Origin of the sequence: Seinonella peptonophila (assembly GCF_900129355.1) — a bacterium.
Lineage (GTDB): Bacteria > Bacillota > Bacilli > Thermoactinomycetales > Thermoactinomycetaceae > Seinonella > Seinonella peptonophila.
Genome location: NZ_FQVL01000001.1, coordinates 158,756 through 177,954, shown reverse-complemented (window position 1 = coordinate 177,954; position 19,199 = coordinate 158,756). Strand labels below are relative to the sequence as shown.

Annotated in this window: 20 protein-coding genes; 2 read left to right on the top strand and 18 right to left on the bottom strand. The window is 38.1% G+C overall.

The features are described 5' to 3' along the window. Positions 1 to 14: 14 nt before the first annotated feature. The 6 genes from BUB71_RS00815 to trxB form a co-directional block, all read right to left on the bottom strand. On the bottom strand, positions 15 to 1,049 hold the full coding sequence (locus BUB71_RS00815) for a ribonucleotide-diphosphate reductase subunit beta (protein ID WP_073150452.1): 1,035 nt from the start codon (positions 1,047 to 1,049) through the stop codon (positions 15 to 17). A 30-nt stretch (positions 1,050 to 1,079) separates the two neighbouring features. Beyond that, positions 1,080 to 3,287, bottom strand: a complete 2,208-nt coding sequence (locus BUB71_RS00810) for a ribonucleoside-diphosphate reductase subunit alpha (RefSeq protein ID WP_139278942.1) — start codon at positions 3,285 to 3,287, stop codon at positions 1,080 to 1,082. Positions 3,288 to 3,721: 434 nt separating this feature from the next. Beyond that, positions 3,722 to 5,377, bottom strand: a complete 1,656-nt coding sequence (locus tag BUB71_RS00805) for an alpha/beta fold hydrolase (protein WP_073150449.1) — start codon at positions 5,375 to 5,377, stop codon at positions 3,722 to 3,724. Between the two features lie 12 nt (positions 5,378 to 5,389). After that, positions 5,390 to 6,220, bottom strand: coding sequence for an alpha/beta fold hydrolase (locus BUB71_RS00800; RefSeq protein ID WP_073150446.1), 831 nt, complete (start codon positions 6,218 to 6,220; stop codon positions 5,390 to 5,392). A gap of 15 nt (positions 6,221 to 6,235) precedes the next feature. Continuing rightward, positions 6,236 to 6,712: a MarR family winged helix-turn-helix transcriptional regulator gene (locus BUB71_RS00795; protein ID WP_073150443.1), complete on the bottom strand. Its 477-nt coding sequence runs from the start codon at positions 6,710 to 6,712 to the stop codon at positions 6,236 to 6,238. Positions 6,713 to 6,842: 130 nt separating this feature from the next. Beyond that, positions 6,843 to 7,796 carry a thioredoxin-disulfide reductase gene (gene trxB / locus BUB71_RS00790; RefSeq protein ID WP_073150441.1) on the bottom strand — a complete coding sequence of 318 codons (954 nt, stop codon included), beginning with the start codon at positions 7,794 to 7,796 and terminating at the stop codon, positions 6,843 to 6,845. Positions 7,797 to 7,968: 172 nt separating this feature from the next. Here trxB and BUB71_RS00785 point away from each other — a divergent pair, with 172 nt between their 5' ends. Beyond that, positions 7,969 to 8,316 carry a hypothetical protein gene (locus BUB71_RS00785; RefSeq protein ID WP_073150438.1) on the top strand — a complete coding sequence of 116 codons (348 nt, stop codon included), beginning with the start codon at positions 7,969 to 7,971 and terminating at the stop codon, positions 8,314 to 8,316. On the opposite strand, the gene BUB71_RS00780 is transcribed toward BUB71_RS00785, so the two are convergent. The 9 genes from BUB71_RS00780 to BUB71_RS00740 form a co-directional block, all read right to left on the bottom strand. Beyond that, complete coding sequence (locus BUB71_RS00780; RefSeq protein WP_139278941.1) at positions 8,313 to 9,704, bottom strand: tetratricopeptide repeat protein; 1,392 nt, start codon at positions 9,702 to 9,704, stop codon at positions 8,313 to 8,315. The two genes, BUB71_RS00785 and BUB71_RS00780, sit on opposite strands and share 4 nt — an antisense overlap. An 88-nt stretch (positions 9,705 to 9,792) precedes the next feature. Next, complete coding sequence (panD, locus tag BUB71_RS00775) at positions 9,793 to 10,179, bottom strand: aspartate 1-decarboxylase (RefSeq protein WP_073150431.1); 387 nt, start codon at positions 10,177 to 10,179, stop codon at positions 9,793 to 9,795. Positions 10,180 to 10,185: 6 nt separating this feature from the next. Next, on the bottom strand, positions 10,186 to 11,016 hold the full coding sequence (gene panC, locus BUB71_RS00770; RefSeq protein ID WP_217653522.1) for a pantoate--beta-alanine ligase: 831 nt from the start codon (positions 11,014 to 11,016) through the stop codon (positions 10,186 to 10,188). Then, positions 11,003 to 11,866 (bottom strand): 3-methyl-2-oxobutanoate hydroxymethyltransferase, encoded by an 864-nt coding sequence (gene panB, locus BUB71_RS00765; RefSeq protein ID WP_073152576.1) that lies wholly within the window; start codon positions 11,864 to 11,866, stop codon positions 11,003 to 11,005. The genes panC and panB overlap by 14 nt, the downstream gene beginning before the upstream one ends. Positions 11,867 to 12,099: 233 nt before the next feature. Beyond that, entirely contained in the window at positions 12,100 to 13,065 is a 966-nt protein-coding gene (locus BUB71_RS00760; RefSeq protein ID WP_139278940.1) for a biotin--[acetyl-CoA-carboxylase] ligase, read from the bottom strand. Further along, a complete protein-coding gene (locus tag BUB71_RS00755; protein ID WP_073150423.1) occupies positions 13,046 to 14,290 on the bottom strand; it encodes a CCA tRNA nucleotidyltransferase in 1,245 nt (414 codons plus the stop codon). Before BUB71_RS00755 ends, BUB71_RS00760 begins: the two co-directional genes overlap by 20 nt. Further along, the gene (locus tag BUB71_RS00750) at positions 14,272 to 14,664 is read right to left on the bottom strand and encodes a methylglyoxal synthase (RefSeq protein WP_073150420.1); all 393 of its coding nucleotides are present in this window, start codon (positions 14,662 to 14,664) and stop codon (positions 14,272 to 14,274) included. Before BUB71_RS00750 ends, BUB71_RS00755 begins: the two co-directional genes overlap by 19 nt. A gap of 27 nt (positions 14,665 to 14,691) precedes the next feature. Continuing rightward, a complete protein-coding gene (gene dapB, locus BUB71_RS00745) occupies positions 14,692 to 15,498 on the bottom strand; it encodes a 4-hydroxy-tetrahydrodipicolinate reductase (RefSeq protein WP_073150416.1) in 807 nt (268 codons plus the stop codon). Between the two features lie 13 nt (positions 15,499 to 15,511). Beyond that, a complete protein-coding gene (locus tag BUB71_RS00740; RefSeq protein WP_175552235.1) occupies positions 15,512 to 15,844 on the bottom strand; it encodes a nucleotide pyrophosphohydrolase in 333 nt (110 codons plus the stop codon). A gap of 97 nt (positions 15,845 to 15,941) precedes the next feature. Between BUB71_RS00740 and BUB71_RS00735 the strand changes: the two genes are divergently transcribed. Then, entirely contained in the window at positions 15,942 to 16,826 is an 885-nt protein-coding gene (locus BUB71_RS00735) for a YitT family protein (RefSeq protein WP_245815481.1), read from the top strand. Here BUB71_RS00735 and BUB71_RS00730 read toward each other — a convergent pair whose 3' ends face one another. The 3 genes from BUB71_RS00730 to BUB71_RS00720 all read right to left on the bottom strand — a co-directional run bounded on the left by BUB71_RS00730 (position 16,827) and on the right by BUB71_RS00720 (position 19,132). Beyond that, on the bottom strand, positions 16,827 to 17,939 hold the full coding sequence (locus BUB71_RS00730) for a hypothetical protein (RefSeq protein WP_073150409.1): 1,113 nt from the start codon (positions 17,937 to 17,939) through the stop codon (positions 16,827 to 16,829). Between the two features lie 129 nt (positions 17,940 to 18,068). Beyond that, entirely contained in the window at positions 18,069 to 18,404 is a 336-nt protein-coding gene (locus BUB71_RS00725) for a DoxX family protein (protein ID WP_073150405.1), read from the bottom strand. 173 nt (positions 18,405 to 18,577) lie between these two features. Then, positions 18,578 to 19,132 carry an N-acetylmuramoyl-L-alanine amidase gene (locus BUB71_RS00720; RefSeq protein ID WP_073150402.1) on the bottom strand — a complete coding sequence of 185 codons (555 nt, stop codon included), beginning with the start codon at positions 19,130 to 19,132 and terminating at the stop codon, positions 18,578 to 18,580. Positions 19,133 to 19,199 lie beyond the last annotated feature (67 nt).

Sequence of the window (19,199 nt, the reverse complement as noted above, 5' to 3'; positions counted from 1 at the left end):
CTCCTTTTTATCATTTACAGATCATCAAAGTCTAAGTTACTTGCTTTTACATAATTGGTTACTTTTTGCTCAAAAAAGTCAGTTTTTGTGGCATTGAGATTAGAAAAGCTTTCTACCCAACGCATTGGATGTTCTGTAATTTCAGGATATAGAATCTCAAGACCTAATCGTCCTAATCGTTCGTTCGAAAGATATTTAATATATTTTTCAAGAGTTTCATTGGTTAATCCTGTGATTTGATTGTTGATAATATATTGCCCCCAACGAATTTCATGTTCTACCGCTGTTCGCGTCATCTCTCTGAGTTCTTCGATAAAAGCATCAGAAAATAGTTCTGGATTCTCTTTGCGTAACTCCTTGATCATATTTTGGAAAAGTACAACATGTGTTAACTCATCCCGTTGGATGTATTTGATGATAGTAGCTGTCGCAGTCATTTTCCCCTGACGAGCCAGTGTATAGAAGAAAGCAAATCCACAGTAAAAATAGAGCGACTCTAGAAGAAAATTTGCCATACAGGTTCGCACAAAATGTGTATCATCACGATGATCAACAAATTGCTGATATAGATCAGCGATGAAACGATTTCGCTCGCGAAGATGATCATCATGACGCCATTCATCATAGATATTTTCACGCGTTTCTGGAGAGCAGACACTATCCAAGATGTAGCTATAAGATTGAGCATGAATCTCTTCTTGAAATGCTTGGATATTAAGTAACGATGCTACCTCTGGAGCTGTCACGTAATCATTGATATTCGGCAAGTTTTCGCCTTGAATCGAGTCCAAAAAATTGAGAAATGAAATAGTTTTATCAAAGGCTCGACGCTCTTCTGCTGTCAAATTTTCAAACTCTTTTGCATCACTGGCGAGTGGAATTTCTTCCGGAATCCAAAAATTGTTTAACATCGTTCTGTAAAGTTTGTGAGCCCAGTCGTACTTGATTCGATTCCACTCGCGCAGATTTGTCGTGTTACCATTAATTAAACGTTGTGTACCACGCTGACCATGCTCATTGAAAATTTTTTTACGGTTTAACTCTGCCATTTCGAATCTACCATCCTATCTTCTAATTCATTATGAGGAGCAACTCACACATTCTTCTACATCAACCGATTGATTTCGTACGTAGTAAATTGTTTTCATACCATGTTTCCATGCTTCGGTATACAACTGCAAAAAGTCCCGTGCTCCTGTTTCAGGAGTAATGTATAAATTAAATGATTGTGATTGATCAATATGGCGTTGTCGCTTTCCGGCGGCGCGAATACTCCAAAGTTGATCAATATGATGAGCTTCTTTATAAAACCAAGTTGTCTTTGCGTTTAAATTTGGAGCCGTTTGTGGAATTGAGACCCCTCTTTTTTCTTCAACAAATACTTTCGAATATACAGGATCAATCCCGGCAGTTGAACCAGCAATTAAAGATGTTGAGCCAGTTGGAGCGACTGCAAAAACCCAAGCATTTCTCATACCGTAACGCTTTACATCTTGCTGTAGCTGTTGCCAACGCTCATCCATATATCCACGTCGTTCAAAGTAACGTCCTGTTTCCCATTCACTACCTTTAAAAGCTGGACAAGCTCCTTTTTCTTTTGCTAGTTCCATTGAAGAACGGATTGCTTGATAAGCCAACTCTTCAAACAGTCGATCAGCTTCCATAACATGATCTTCTGATTCCCATCGAATCCCTTTTTGAGCTAAATATTGATGATATCCACTTGTACCTAGACCAACAGCACGATACTTTTGATTCGTAATCTCAGCTTGTTTTACAGGATAATGATTAAGATCGATCACATTGTCCAACATGCGCATCTGGACTGAAAGAATGCGGGCAATGTCTGCATTGTTTTGAATCCGTCCCAAATTGATTGATGAAAGATTACATACAACAAAATCACCAGGTTTTTGCTTGGTAATAATTACGCCATCTTCTAACTCTTCACTAACCAATTCTGTAGCAGACATGTTTTGACAAATCTCTGTACAAAGATTAGATGAATAGATCATTCCAAGATGTTTATTTGGGTTTGCCTCATTCACGGTATCACGGAAGAAAATAAATGGTGTTCCAGTTTCAAATGCACTCACCATAATGCGTTTCATAATATCCAGTGCTGGAATCTCTTTTTTACTAAGAGTGGAATGCTCTACGCATGCTTGATAACGCTTGGTAAATTCTTTTCCATATGAATCTTCTAATGAGAAGCCCATTTCCTCTCGAACCTCATGTGGATCAAATAAATACCAACTTTCGCGCGCTTCTAATTTTTCCATGAAAAGGTCAGGGATACAAACTCCTGGAAAAATATCATGAGCTTTTAACCGATCATCACCATTATTGGTTTTAAGATTAAGGAAATCGAGAATATCCGCATGCCACACATCCAGATAGATCGCAAAGGCACCTCGACGCACGCCTAGTTGATCAACAGCAACTGCAGTATTATTGTAGTTACGAATCCAAGGGATTACACCGCCTGATGCCCCTTTATGACCACGAATTTTTGAACCTTTTGAGCGAACTTTTCCCAGATAAATGCCCACACCTCCACCATGTTTCGAAACTTGAGCTGTTGCTGAATTCGTGTTATATATCGACCATAATGAATCATCAACAGTGTCAATGAAACAAGACGATAACTGATGCAATGGCTTTCCAGCATTTGAAAGAGTCGGAGTTGCTACTGTTAGCTCTAAACGGGATAACACATCGTAAAATTGTCGTGCCCAGAACACACGACGTTCTTCATTCATTGCCAAATGCATTGCGATTATCATAAACCGTTCTTGGGGAAGTTCCATCACTCGACCACTAAAATCTTTAGTTAAGTATCGATCAGCAAGAACTTTCAAACCAATATAGTTGAACAAATAGTCACGTTCTGGCACAATCGCTTCTTCCAACTGTTCAATCTCTTGTGAAGAATAATGGTCTAAAAGATAGGAACCATATAATCCTTGCTCGGTTAATGTATGTATTAACTCTAGGAAGCTACCATATTTTTGCTTTGCAGAATATACACGATTTTCGGAAGCTCCATGATAAAGTTTATGAGCAAATAGATGAGCCGCAACAAATTGCCAGTTTGGCTCTTCCATACTTGTCTTTTCTACTGTGATTTGAATCGCCTGTTGCCAACTCTCTTGAAGTGACAACCCATCATGTAGCTGCTGATCAATTTCCTCTATTAAAGCTTGGGGATTACAATCTGAAAATTTTACGCATGCTTTATCAATTAACTTATGTAATGGTTCCCAGATTCTTTGTTTCGTTGCCAAGTTCGATCACGCCTCACTATATATAGTTACTACTCGAGTATATAGCATACAATATATTGTGCAACGATTAAAATGAGCAAAATTTGTTTAGATATCGCGTCATCATCATTTAGCTCAGTTTTTTATTTTGCTTCCTCTCTGAATCGATCCGAATTGAAAGTTGACGAAAGACAAAATACAAGTTCGTCCATCATTTGCATTTGGTGAGGATTTACATTAATAACTTGTAACAGATTTTTATGTTGTTATCTCATTATTCAAGTATTTTCAGGGCCACTTTTATGTATCTATTTGCACAAGAGGCAAAAGTTAAATAGATACAGTTGTGACAAATCATGAAGTCATCATAGGAAGATTTTTCTGCCTAGGAGGTGAAAAGCGTCTGAGCTGTTGTGGCAAAATAACTAATTCATTCTCCAATAGATCTTCAAAGTCTAAAAGAACCCTAAGAAGCCCATAGTGGTCTTAGGATTCTCTAGAATCAAGTAGATCAATTGTGCATAAGTAGAGTTAATATATTGAATGAAATCATCAAAAAAGCAGATGTGACAGATAGTGGCCAATTTTAGAGTTACCTCAGATCCCCCTTTAATCGCTTTATCTAGTGCTTCCGCCCATTTCTTTGGCATGTCGAAATAAGAAAGATGGTGACCAGGGAAAATAACTAATTTGGCTTGTAGTTGCTGAGCCAAAATAGGGGCCGTTCGAGCATAAAATCTCTCTTTTGCAAGAGATAATTCTCCTGCTGCCATGATTACTTTTACTTTGTTTCTTTTTATTTTTTCGATGTTTGGCATGTAATGAATAGAGGGTTGCATTTCATTATTTATCAGAATCTCTATATTCTTACCGTTTCGTCCTTGAAAATCTTCTGGAATGTGCGTAAAAGCACTTGCGGGTATACCAAGTGCAAAGGCAAATTGTGTGTTAGCAAATTCAGCACCCAAGCGATTTGAAGATTCATCTATGTCAGAAAAGAGCGTTAACCATTTTTTTTGATCTGGGAGAACTTTAACTATTGGAGGTTCATGAACCACTACAGCTTTTATCATATTAGGATATTTCTCTGCCATTTCTAATGCAAAAATAGCACCACCACTATTTCCAAATACATATGCAGAATTGTGATGAGTTGCACGCAATACAGCTACTGCATCACGCGTTTGTTGGCTCAATTCAAAATTATGCGGACCACTCCATTTACTTCGAGAATTTCCTCTCCTATCATATGTGATGACTTGATAACGATCAGCTAATATATTGGCAACGTAAGTATAAAATCCTGCGTCTCCTCCCCCTCCAGGGATCATAAGAAGGGGTGGACCTTCGCCTCTTACTTCATAATATAGGTTTGCACCTTCTATCTTCACATAACCTCTATGGACTTTAACATTTTTTTTAGAACTCTCTTCTGATACTCCATTCGACATTGTTGCCGTTACTGCCATCGTCAAATAGACTACAAGACTCACTACTGCAAGAACTAGACTGATAGATGTTCTCCATAACCGGTTCCATAAACTATTTTTCATATGATTTTGCTCAAGAATTACTCGTTGTCGGTGGCGATAACGAAACCAAAGTACTAAGAATATAAAAAGAAGCAAGATATATGGAGTAGCATAATCTATGAAAGATAGAAATCCGAATGGAAATAGGAAGAAACAAAGATTCATGATTGTCACGTATATTCCTAGTTGAAAGGGAAGAACAAATGGTAAGCTAGTTATGAACTGACGTATATTTTTACTGATTTCATCATTTGGCGCATTATTCATCTCATGAAAGATGCTTTTTATTTTTGGAACGGAAAAAAAGATGACGCCTAGAAGTGGTAAAAGTAACAATGTATAAATCAAAGGCATTTTGTCATTTTCAAATAAGTAACCAAGTCCTAAAATTGCTTCTAAAATAATAAATACAATAAGTAATAATAAGATAATGGACAAAATGCTCAATGCAGCTGTATATTTCCTAATCTGATTGAATTCTGAAATAAATATAAGGCGCCCCGATATCCAACCATTAGATATCCAAATTAATAAAAGAAGTATCATAAGAGGTACATCTAATCCGTGAAAAACACTCATGGTGTTCCTCCTTTATTTTATAAAATAATTTTTTAATATCTGTGCGATTTTCTCAGGAGCTCTTTCGTCAGGCGCATTATGATCAAGTCCTTCTATAAATATGTTTTGACTATTGGGCAATACGGTCCCTAATTCTTTTGCACTTTTAAGCAGATAGTTAGGCGTTTTTGTTCCTGCCATCACTAATGTTACTATAGAGTTTTTTTTGTAGCGGTCTATATTTGAATCCCATGTCAATACAGCTTGTGCCTCTGCCGAAACGGTTGGTAAAAGTTGTACATTTTCTTCCCATTCTGGTCCTTTTGCCATAGATTGAAAGAGAAGTTTTAGGATTGGTTTTGGAAGTTTGCTCATAACACCACCCATGCGTAAACCTTTTATTAGGGAAACACTTGCTGAAACATAGTCATTTTTATGAAGTTCTTGTTCAAATTTGGGTATCCATGATGTTGGAAAATAGGGAACCATGGGTGGCTCATAAACTGCAATTTTCTTAAGAGGATATTGTAAAGCAATATTAAGCGAAACCACCGCTCCAAAACTATGTCCAAATAAGAAAGATACATTATGCTTTTGAATAACTGCTATTCCATCATCACATTCTTTTTGAACGTTATACTGATCGCCCTTTGTCCCACTCTTATTTCGACCACGTCGATCCATGATATAGACTGTAAAATCTTTTGATAGATATTGAGCTAATTTAAGATAGTGCTGTGAAGCACGAAATGCTCCATGAACAATTAATAGCCCAGGGCCTTCTCCCATCACTTTATAACTAATCTCCGTTCCGTCTTTGGAAGTGACAGAGCTTTCTATATACTCATAATCCATTTGTGTCATAAGATTAGCCCCCGTTTATATATAATTGTCTAGCCCTATCTTCTTTAATTCTTCTGCTATTTCTCCATAAATTTTCTTTAATATCATCACAAGTTGCTCTTTTTCGGCCACACTTAATTTACTAAAGAATGCATGATCTTTTTCTAGTAGTGCTTTGTGCATTGCTTGATGCTCCAAATAAATCTCACGACCAGCTTCTGTTAATTTGTAATATATCTCTTTTTTGTTCTTTTCTTTTTGATATTTTTCAATCAATCCATCAGAAATTAGTTTTTTTGTTATTTTACTGATTGTTCCTCTTGTGACTCGTAATGCTTTGGAGAGCTTTGTTACATTTGGGTCATTCAACTTTTCGATCCAATCAATGCAATGAACTTCTAAAAACGTATTTTCCTGCATGAATTTGAACTTTTTTTGCTCTATTTCTTTAATAACCTTATGTCTTTCGGAGACTCTATTAAAAATAGCACTTAACTCTCCTTCCAAAGTCATATAGATATCACCTCGAATTTTTGTTGTAATAGAAACAATGTCATTATAACAGGTTATTGTTTCTATTACAACAAAAAAACAAAGCCGGCTTAGCATCAATTGCTCACTCAAGCCGGCTTTACCTTTATAGTTATTTAGTTAGTGAAAAGCTCCAATCTTGATATGCACTGCCCTCTAAATATCGTTCACAGTCCAAAGCTGCCATACATCCCGTGCCAGCAGCGGTGATCGCTTGCCGATAAAAATGATCCTGAACGTCGCCACAAGCAAAAACACCTGGGATGCTAGTTTTTGTTGTACCTGGTTCTACAAGGACATATCCCATTTGATCAGTTTTCACTTGGTTTTCTAAGAAGTCGGTGTTTGGTTTATGACCTATCGCAATAAATACGCCATCTGCTTCAATTAATTCCTGGTTACCTGTTTCATTATTTTTTACCAGTAAGCCTTTCACACCACCTTGTTCTTTTGTCACGACTTCGATTGGTGTACGATTTAACTTCCATTTAATCTTTTCATTTTCCTTTGCTCGTTCTTGCATTATTTTTGATGCTCGTAGTTCATTACGACGATGAACGATGGTAACATCTGTCGCAAATTTTGTTAAGAACGTGGATTCCTCCATTGCTGAGTCACCACCGCCTACCACGATCAGTTTTTTCCCTCTGAAGAAGAAGCCATCACATGTAGCGCAAGTGCTAACTCCTTGACCAATATTCTCTTTTTCACCTGGTATTTGTAGTAATTTTGCTGAAGCTCCAGTAGATAGAATGAGGCTTTCTGTTTTGATTTCTTCATCTCCGAGATAAAGAGTAAACGGTCGGTTTGACAGATCCACTTTTTTCACCCAACCAGTCTTAAACTCAGCACCAAATCGTTTTGCCTGTTGTTCCATTTGATTCATTAATTCAGGCCCCATTATTCCATCTGGAAACCCCGGAAAGTTCTCTACATCTGTAGTTGTTGTCAACTGTCCTCCTGGCTCTGGTCCAGCGATCACCAATGGGTTCATATTAGCACGAGCTAAATATATGGCCGCAGTTAGACCTGCGGGTCCTGTCCCTAAAATCACAACTTTATGCATGAAATATACCCCCAATAGAGAAACGTTATCATTTAATAAAAATTATAATCTAGGTCTATTGTAACATATTTATTGGAAAATCCAACCGAAAAAATGGGGTAGTTCACGATTCGCACGCATAGAATGACGTCAAAGAAGTAGAAGTAAAAGAAAATTGAAGGAGTATTCAAACATGCAAGTGCTAAAAAAACGATTAAAATTGACTTTGTTAGTGACAACTATTGCAATCAACCTGATGATTGGTACACTCATACTAGGGCGCTATTATTGGTCTCTTCCATTAGCGAGCCCTGCTTCTTCTTATTTAAATACAAATCAACCACAAATAACGAGTCGTTATGTTATGCAATTTGTTTCCACTGATGAGTTTCGCGATAAGAATCGTAAGGGCGGAAAATGGCGTGTTGAACATTATCGAGAATATGAATATAGATATCATCCTAACGGTGAAGTCATAGATCGAATTCCAACTTCAAAAGAAGAACATATCCGCTATTGGATGTCTGATCCAAAAAATTAGTTTTCCATATATGGAAAAGCAATCACTCTCCAGCATTGTTCGGTTCGATCAAGTTCCCCTGCGAGCATATGACAAATACCTTCGAAAAACTTAGGCTCTGTCCAGCTCGATTCTAATTCAAATGCCTTTTGAAAGAAGCGAATAGCTTGCTGAGGTTGTTGTTTGTCCAATAGAATACGTCCCTTTTGATAATATCCAAATGCTTGTATCGTTTGATTACTTTGTTGTACCATTTCTTCTGTTATCCGAAACGCTTCATCGGTATTCCCCTGCAAAGAATAAAAACGAGAGAAGATCATCCAGGTTATGGGTCGTTCATGATAGTTTAAAGGTAGAATTTGTATGATTTGTTTTAGTTCAGTTAATCGACCCTCATCTAAAAGCATCCAGATTTGTAAGTAAAGAAGTTCTATTTGTTGGGGAAATAGTGTGAGCCCTTTCTTCAACCAAAGCCAAGCAGCATCTTTTTTACCCATTACCCAAAAATTCCACACCATTCCATGATAAGCTGTCCAAGAATTTCGATCTTCAACCATCAGACGAAGATACCAATTAATTGCGCATTCATGATCGCCCATTTCCTCACAATCTTGGGCAATTGATTCAATAATCTGAGGGTGCTTTTGCTTTTCCAAAGAAGCAAGTCTCCAAAATGAGACATTACCCCAATCGTGATAATACCGATAGCAATTAGAGAGATAATACATTGATTCCCAATCATCTTTATCATATTTTAATGTTTGATGAAATGCAGAAATCGCTTCTTGATATTCTTGAAGTCGATAATAACAGGCTCCTATATTAAACCATGCGTCTGGAAGATCAGGTAAAAAGGAAACAGCTTTTTGGAAAAATCGAACAGCTTGTAGATCATTTTCCTTTCGAACTTGAATACAGCCGAGCATATGAAAAGAAAATCCGATAAATATATCCTCAGTGGAAATATGTGAAACCCAGCGAAAATGTTGTTCGGCCTGTTCTAACTCTCCTTGTTGAAATTGAGATAATCCGAGATACAAACGTCCCAATATAAAGTCTGGTTCTTCATTTATCACTTGTTCAAACATCTGATTGGCTTCTTTAAACATCATTAATTGATAGTATCCTTGTCCTTGGCGGAAGTGTCGAACTGCTGACTCTTCTAAGTAAAAAGACTCGCCAATTGCCTCTTCCTCTACCTCTCCAAATAATTCGGGATGTTTCTTGGACAACTTTCCTACCTGAGCTTCAACTGTTGCCCAAGCTTTTAATAGCTGATCACAATTTTTACGAATTTGTTGAAGCTGCAACTTATACTTTTCTCGTTCGCCATCAGTGCTTTGAGGGTACTTTTCTTCCATCTCTTCCAACGTTTTTTTCATTTGCTCAAACCACTGTGTATGTAGCAAAGTAATCCCCCCTATTCCATAGCAGTATGCTACAAAAATAGGGTTTTCATGTGTATGTCCTATGATTTCAGGAAAAAACCACCCCAACTTATGGAGTGGTTAAGCCATATACCTCTTCTTCAATCAATTGTTCAATTTGGTTATGCTCGTTCATGATGGCAATCTTAGGTTGGTGCTGGACTACCTCCGATTCATTCAGCCATGCATAAGCGATGATAATCACTTGATCTCCTGGTTGTACTAGGCGGGCAGCAGCGCCATTTAAACAGATGGTTCCACTTCCTGGTTCACCTGCTATTACATATGTTTCTAACCTTGCTCCATTGTTATTATTGACAATCTGCACTTTTTCGTTTGGCATGATATCTACTTTTTCAAGGATAGTACTATCTATGGTAACACTACCTACATAGTGCAAGTTCGATTCCGTAACTGTTGCACGATGGATTTTTGCTTTCATCATCGAACGAAGCAACTCAATTCACCTCAACAATATATTATCGATTAGACGAGTTTGGTCAAAATAAACAGCAACTGCCACAATAACTGTTTGGTTTTCGATCGTGGTTACTGCTTGTAATCCAGGATAACTTAAAACATCGATATAATCGATTCGTGCAAGTGGTGTAGCAGATATCCGCTCATGCAAAATCGAACGAATTGATTCAGGATCAGAGGGAGGATTTGCTTGAATCTCCTTTAAGGCACGATATAAAACTGTTGCTTGTTTCCTGGCATCGGAAGAGAGATAAACATTTCGAGAACTTAATGCCAATCCATCTTCTTCACGGACAATATCACATGGTACAATTTCAACTGGAAATGAGAGGTCCTTAACTAATTGTTCCACCACTGCTACTTGTTGAGCATCTTTCAACCCGAAATAGGCACGATCAGGTGAAACAATATGAAATAACTTAGTTACAACAGTCGCCACACCAGAAAAATGTCCTGGTCGCGATGATCCACAAAGTTTAGATGTGATCTCGTCAACCTCAATATGGGTTAATGGCTTCTCAGGATACATTTCCTCTACAGATGGAGAAAATAGAAAATCAACTCCTGCTTCTTTCGCTAACTGTTCATCTCTTTCGATATCCCTTGGATAGCGTGAAAAATCTTCGTTGGGTCCAAATTGTAGAGGGTTTACGAATATGGACAAAACTACGATATCACATTCTTCTCTAGCTCGCTTGATAAGCTCTAGATGTCCTAAATGAAGATATCCCATTGTAGGAACAAATCCAATTGTTTGAGAAGCAAACTGTTTCAATTCAACTCGTAGCTGGTTGATTTGCTTAATGTGCTTCATGATGTTTACTGTGTCCTCCGTAAAGAGAATCAAAAGTCTCTTCTGTAATATGTCTAACATGCTTTTCTTCTGGGAATTGCTTTTCTTTTACTTCTTTCACATAAGTTCGAACTGCTTCATGAATGATTTTACTTAGATCACTATACACCTTCACAAATGAAGGATGAAATGCTGCTCCAAAGTTTAATAAATCGTGAAAGACAAGTACTTGACCATCACAAAGCTTCCCAGATCCAATCCCGATTGTTGGGATTGAAATCGTTTCTGTTATCAACTTTCCCAGCTCTTCCGGGACACACTCAAGAACCAGAGCAAAGGCTCCGGCCTGTTCAATTCGTACCGCTTCATCTAATAAACGTTTTGCTGTATCACGATCTTTCCCCTGATATGCATAACCACCTAACTGATTTACTGACTGTGGGGTTAAGCCAATATGACCCATCACAGGGATTCCAGCGGTGGTCAAAGAATTTATTTTACTCGTCAACCCAGAATTACCTTCTACCTTAACTCCATATGCTCCACCTTCCTGCATCAAACGTGTCGCAGACCGCAGTACTTCGTCTTGAGAAAGATGTGCAGTTGCAAAAGGAAGGTCAGCTACTACTAATGATCGTTTCGCACCTCTAGTTACTGCTTTGGTATGGTGCAAGATATCTTCAATTGTAACTGGTATGGTCGAGTCATAACCTAGCACAGTAGTCCCAACTGAATCGCCTACAAGAATGATGTCAACACCTGCTTCATCAGCAATTTTAGCTGACGGATAATCATAAGCTGTAATCATGGCGATTGGCTCTCGATCTTTCTTTTGTTGACGTAATTGCTTCGTTGTTACTTTTCTTAGCATTTTTGCCTCACCCTCCATATCATGTGGGGCAGAGCAAAAAAGAATACGCCAATCTAACAGAAATTTCAATTGGCGAACACTTTCTCCTTTTTGCAGTCTCCGTCCCAATGGCTCAGAGCTAGATTTTCCGAATTAACTGGCTCTTGAAAAGTACGGCTCCAATGGATACCGTCTAAATATATGATAAATGATTTTATACATAAAAACAATTTAACCTGCTATAGCATTGTTGATTAAGTCATTTGAATATCGGCAGAATAAATGATCCGTTTTTCTCCCTCTGAACGAATGATTAATGCCCCATCATCATTTAAACCCTCAGCAATCCCCTTTATCACACCATTCCATGTTTTCGCTTGAACTTCTCTTCCAAAAAAAGACTGTGCTCCTGCTTCCCATCGTTTACGGATGGGTGCAAATCCTTCTTTAACATATTCCATATAACAAAGTTCGATACGTTGAAGAATTTGTGCAATGACTTGAGCACGTATATATTGTTTCCCGGCAGCTTCTTCTAAGGAAGTAGCATGTGATGGTAATTGATCATTCTGCTTCACGTTTAACCCTATTCCAATCACCATATAATCGACTCGATCTTGCTCTCCTTTTAATTCTGTTAAAATGCCACAAACTTTTTTCTTATTGATTAATAGATCATTTGGCCACTTTATATGGATAGGATAAGAGCTAAGCGATTGAATGGCCTCAAACACTGAAACGGCTGCTAATAAAGTAAAATGTGAGGCAAATTTCAATAAAGCATTTGGTCGTAAAATGAGGCTCATCCAGATACCCGTCCCTGCTGGAGAAACCCATGAAGTACCTAAACGGCCCCGACCAGTTGTTTGTTGATCTGCAATTACCAAAGAGCCTTCCTTGGCACCTGCTAGTGCCCATTGATGAGCAGACTCTTGAGTTGAAGTAATGGCAGGATAATATCTGATTTCCTTACCCAAAACTTCTGTTTGAAGATAGAAATTTATCTCTTCAGGGGCAATTCGATCAGGTTTTGAAATGAGACGATAACCATTACGAGACCGTGCTTCAATTTCATACCCTTGGTTTCGTAATTCTTGGACATGTTTCCAAATCGCCGCGCGACTACATCCAAGTTGCTTACTAATCTCTTCGCCTGAAATATAGGGTGATTGTTGTTCTAACAATAGTCGAAGTAATTGGTTACGTAAATGTTTTGACAATTCGGCGACCTTCTTCCAATAAATTCTGGCGATGGTTCGGTAATTTGCCGCTTGCGACAAGGAATAATAGCTCTTCTAAAGTCTTTGCAATCCATGGACCAGGTGATCGATAAGTTATACTTAACAAATCATTCCCATTGATAGTTAACTCTTTAAGATGATGAATGATCAACCGATTCCATAAATGCTCCAAACGTTCCATGGATGTTGTGGATGAACACTGCATAAATTGAATAAGATAAAAAGCTCTTTTCACTGTCTGAAATCCGTATTTGAGTAACATGCGAATGATTGATTCTTCATCCAAATTCTCTACACCTAATTGATAACAGACAAAGGCTTGTAAACATTCGTTTGTATCTTGATTAGAGAAATGTAAATTTTGACAACTTATAATTATATCCGATTGATTTCCTAACAAAAATAAAAAAAGCCACTTTGTAATACGATCCCCATTTAGATCAAACATCTGATATTGATGAACGGTTGGTTCTATCCAATTCCAGCAAGAAAAAACAGGGAGACGTTTCCATAAGTGATAATTGACAAATCGTTGTATTCCACTACTTGAGTACTCGGAATCCCAAATTTTTTCCAGCTCTGCTACTATTCTTTCAATTGATAGATGTTGGCAGAGAGATCGATGGTTAAGCAATGCTCTCTCAGTAGATGAATCTATATTAAACTTTAATTTTGTCGCAAAACGAATCGCTCGAATCATTCGAAGAGCGTCCTCAAGGAAGCGTTGTTCTGCATCACCTACCGCCCGAATGAGACCTCTTCGAAGGTCATCTTCACCCCCAAAGGGATCATATAGTTCTCCATCTATACTGATTGCCATTGCGTTAATCGTAAAATCACGTCGGCTTAAATCTGCCTCTAATGAATTTACAAATTGAACAACACTTGGATGACGATGATCATTATAATCCTTTTCAACACGAAAAGTCGTGACTTCAATTGGAATTTCATCAATAATGACCGTAACGGTGCCATGCTGTAATCCAGTTGGCGCCGTTCGGTTAAAAAGCGAAATCACTTGATCAGGTCGTGCATCTGTAGCAATATCAATATCTTTTGAGCGATGTTGTAGGATAAAATCACGGACAAAACCGCCCACTATATATGCTTGAAACCCCTGTTGTTCTAATTTTCCCATCACTGTTTGTGCGGCGAAGAGGTGTTTTGGCTCTATCTTACTACTGGTTAAATCGAATCTCGCCAAGCCAAATCCCCCTGATCTATCGACCGAATCAGTATCTCTGCAGTAGCCATATTTGTGGCGACCGGTATGTTATGAACATCAGCTAATCGTAATAGAGCTAAAATGTCGGGCTCATGTGGTTGAGAGGTTAATGGATCTCGGAAAAACAATACTAAATCCATCTTATTTTTCGCTATTAATGCCCCTATCTCTTGATCCCCACCAAAAGGACCTGAAAGAAAACGTTTTACCTCTAGATTCGTATTTTCCATAATCTTGGTTCCTGTTGTTCCCGTTGCATATAATTTATGCTTTTCCAGTATCGGTTCATAAGCAATAGAAAATTGTACCATTTGTTCTTTCATTCGATCGTGAGCTATCAAGGCTATTCTCAACATGTACACCCTTTCGTTCAAATCATTCTACTCTTCCAGTAACTTCTCCAATCCATAAATAAGCTCATCCTTTTTCATAACCTGTTCAATTGCTATTTTTACACCAGGCATAAACGATTCACGATCAAAAGAGTCATGTCGAATCGTCAGCAATTGACCGGAACCACCAAATAACACTTCCTGGTGAGCAATTAATCCAGGTAAGCGAATACTATGAATCCGGAAACCATGATAATAAGCTCCTCGAGCTCCTTGCAACAATTCTTCCTCCTGATTATGTCCTTGTTCAATGATACCTGAACGATGTTCCAAGATACTCTCTGCTGTTTTCACCGCAGTCCCCGAAGGTGCGTCCAATTTTTGGTCGTGATGGGATTCTACAATTTCCACATGTGGTAAATATTTCGCAGCTTGTGCCGCAAAAACCATCATCAATACAGCGCCAATTGCAAAATTCGGGGCAACGATTGCACCCAAATTTTTCTGTTGAGCTTCATTTTTCAATCTTTCTATCTGTTCCTCATTCAGCCCAGATGTCCCGATTACAGGACGAATTCCAGCATTCAAAGCCATAAAAGCGTGTTCTAAAACACTTCTAGGTTGTGTGAAATCGACTAATACATCTGCATGCGGATAACGTTGAATCGCTTCTTGTACAGACGCCACCAAAGGAACGCCTAAGTGGGACAAACCAATTGCTTCACCTGCATCTTTCCCTGCCAAACTACGAGATACTCCGCAAACAAACTCGAAATACTCATGTTGACCTAGCATCTTGACAACTTCTCGACCCATTTTTCCAGTTGATCCAGCTACGATGACTTGTATATTCATCTTTCACTTCTCCTCATGATTCTGTCTCTCGATATGTCCACCGCTTCTGATCGCGAACACGATATTTCTCCATTACTTGTGAAAAAGATTGATCTAAATCGATCTTTAATGCATTTGCAAAACAAGCAATAATAAAGATAAGATCCCCTAATTCGTTTTCAATAGAATTATCAGCCTCTTCTGGTTTCTTTGGCTTTTCGCCAAATCGATGGTTCACTTCACGGGCGAGTTCACCCACTTCTTCTGTTAAACGAGCGAGCATCGAGAGAGGTTGGAAATATCCTTCTTTAAACTGACTAATATATTGATCCACTTCCAATTGGATATCTTGTATAGTTCTTGGCAAAATCATCGCCTCCCACAACTTTCATGTTACCTGATTTGGAGTCAGAACTCCAATGTTATCATTTTCTACATCCAGGGTAGTCTAAGGAGGAGTAATCATGGAAAGGAAACAAATTATGAAAAAAAGCTGGTTCACGCATCTTAAAAGTCTCATCCTTATCATTTTGGGTTCTTTTCTATTTTCAATCGGTGTTAATTCTTTTGCGATTGCCAATCACTTAGCAGAAGGCGGTTTTGCGGGGATCTCCATCCTGTTGCACTATCTATACGGATGGTCACCAGGTACTATCATGTTCATTATTAATATTCCGCTATTTATTATCGGCTATAAAATATTAGGGAAACAGACTTTTATATATAGTTTGGTCGGATTAGGATCGGTTACCCTATTTCTTAATATAACTGCCAATTGGAAGTATCCAATGGATGATCTGTTGTTAGCAGCCCTTTTTACTGGGATTTTCGTGGGATTAGGTTTAGGGATTGTGATCCGGACAGGTGGGACTACAGGCGGGGTTGATATTATTGCGCGTATATTACACAAATATTTTGGCATTAGTATTGGTCAGATTATGTTTCTTTTCGACTTATGTGTTTTACTTGTTTCAATCTTTGTAATCGGACTTACCACAACCATGTATACCTTAATTACTGTTTTTGTTGGTGCTAAAATTATCGACTTTGTCATCGAAGGGCTCAATCGATCAAAGGCCGTAACCATCATTTCAGAACGTGCGTCAAATATTTCAACAGAGATCACCAAGCGAATGGGTCGAGGCGTTACTATTATGCATGGCCGAGGGGCCTACACAGGTAACGCCAAAGAAATATTGTATATTGTTATCGCTGCTTATGAACTCCCAAAATTAAAAGAGCTCGTTTTGATCAATGATCCTCATGCCTTTATTGTTGTTCATGATGCTAGAGACGTTTTAGGAGAGGGGTTTACTTATGAAAAAGAAATCGCTCATTCTGATATATGATCATCTTTCTTTTATAATATCATCACCAGCTACACGATACCCAGCACTTGCCAACGTTGAACGCAGCATCCCGTGTAGAGCCGGATCTCCTTCTTCTAACATCTTTAGTTGCTTTTTCTGATGAGCAAGACCTGCTCTCCATCCCAAACGCTCGGTCAATTTTGTTTTTTTTAACGAGCCTTGTAACTTCATTTTTGATTTCGCATCTATATCGAGTGAATCAGCTAAGTCATTCGACGCCTTATCAAGTATATCCATTGTGTTCCCTACATGATTATAAAAAAATCCAACTCGATTAAATAGATCCCCCAATCTTGTAGCAGGGGGTGTAAGCCCATTTTCTATAAAATGAATGTCTACATGATCTTTAAGCGATGTATATAACTCGCTAAGCAGAAAAATATCGGCTGCTCTAGCCAATGCGCCATCAAAGCTTTTTGGAGTTGCACTCCCACCAAATCTAGCTTGGGGATCATTTTTGGTCGCATCAATAACAAAACTTCCTTTTAATCGCGCTGGGACATTAAAGCCTTGTTGCTTTAAAAAATAATCAGCTTGAACCGCTGATAAACTTTCCATTGTCACATTGTTGCCTACCTCAGGTAAATATTTTCGTTTTTCAGGTGGAACATCGGTTAGAAAAGCGGCACCCATATGATGACAATCATGAAGTGCTCCGGCTATTTCAGCGACCAATTTCTGGTATTCAGGGAAACGAAATGGAGTGCCGGTTACTTCTTCGACAGCCTGTTCAAACGCATTATAACCATTGTGTTGATTGGTAACAAACTGTTGATGATGGCGTAGATTGTGATTTGGGTTGCCTTTTGTGGTCTGGTCACTTAGCTGAAAAGCCTGATTATATATCTCTAATTTTTGCTCTTTCGAGAAAGGGTCGATTAATTCCTGACCATCCGGCGTATAATTGAGTGCATCTTCAACTAGAGGAACAGGAACCAAATCCCAGTCAAACATCCTATCAATGTCTTTACCGAATGTATCTTTCCATAGCCCTAATTTCTCGTTTATGATTATTTGTCGAATGGGGTTATTCGGATCTTTTAAATGAACCATATGCTGATTTACAGCATATTGCCTGATTAATGGATTCATAGCTATAAGTATCACCTCACTAAAATAGAGTTATCCACAGAGTTATCCACAATCTTCCAATATCTGTGGATAACTCCATTATTCTGACAAAAAACAAGGGCTATCGCGAATTCGCAACAGCCCTTTTTCTCAATAAAATCCTATCATCACAATTAAATCTGCAATGAAAAGTATAATTAAAAAAATTGACCGCTTCCAGAGGCGTTTTTCACGCGTCAAACACGTATACAGTCCAACTAAGAGAATGATCGCAATTAAGATACTTGCGCCAACGGCTAAGTGGTGAAATAAACCTCCAAATACAAAAGCGATACCACAAAGCACTTCGATAATCCCTGTCACATTCATCAGCCAAAGCGGATAACCATACTCTTCCCAATCTTCTACTTGTAGATTGAACTGAAAGATTTTTGCACAACCAGTTAAGATAAAGACGATGCCCAAGATCACACTTAAAATGACCAATTTAGGCGCCTCCTCATCTTGAAGGATATGGGCTTTCTTTGCTAAAAAATATATGATTCAATTATTAATATTTTTCTTCATTAGATGGTAAGTTCGATGTAGATCTTGATGTAATTCACTTTTCTCATTCTTCCTTCAATTATATATATGTCTGTATATTATTATAGCATACTTTAAACAGAAGGTAGATGAAGAGCTTTCGCAATTCCTATTGCAATCGCATGGGATAAATCCTGAATAAACATTCTGTTTGTGAGTAATCGAATATCAGTTGAATGATCAATAAATAAGTTTTCCAGTAAGATAGATGACATCTGAGTCTCACGAAGAACATGAAAATTAGCTCTCTTTTCACCTCGATCGTTGACACTATATTTCTGCCCAATTGCTTCAATTACTGTATGATGGATCATATCACGATATCGAATTGTTGAAGAGGGTACCCTACCATTAAAAATATAGCCCTCCCATCCTGTTCCCTTTCCTGCGTTGACATGGATAGAGCAGAAGAAGTCAGCTTTCAGACGATTAGCATAATCTGTCCGCTCTTTTAAACTAACGGTTTGGTCAGTTGTACGAGTCATATAAATATCAGCTTGATATTGAGATTTCAAGTAATCGCGAATTGCCAGAGAGATTTGTAAAGTGAAATCCTTTTCTTGATATGACCCATTTGTCGCTCCAGAATCATTCCCACCATGCCCTGGATCAAGAACAACTTTTTTCAAATCTATCACCTCTTATTCTATTTCGATTATTTTATGTCTTGTTAATATAATTTGCTCATTAAAAAGG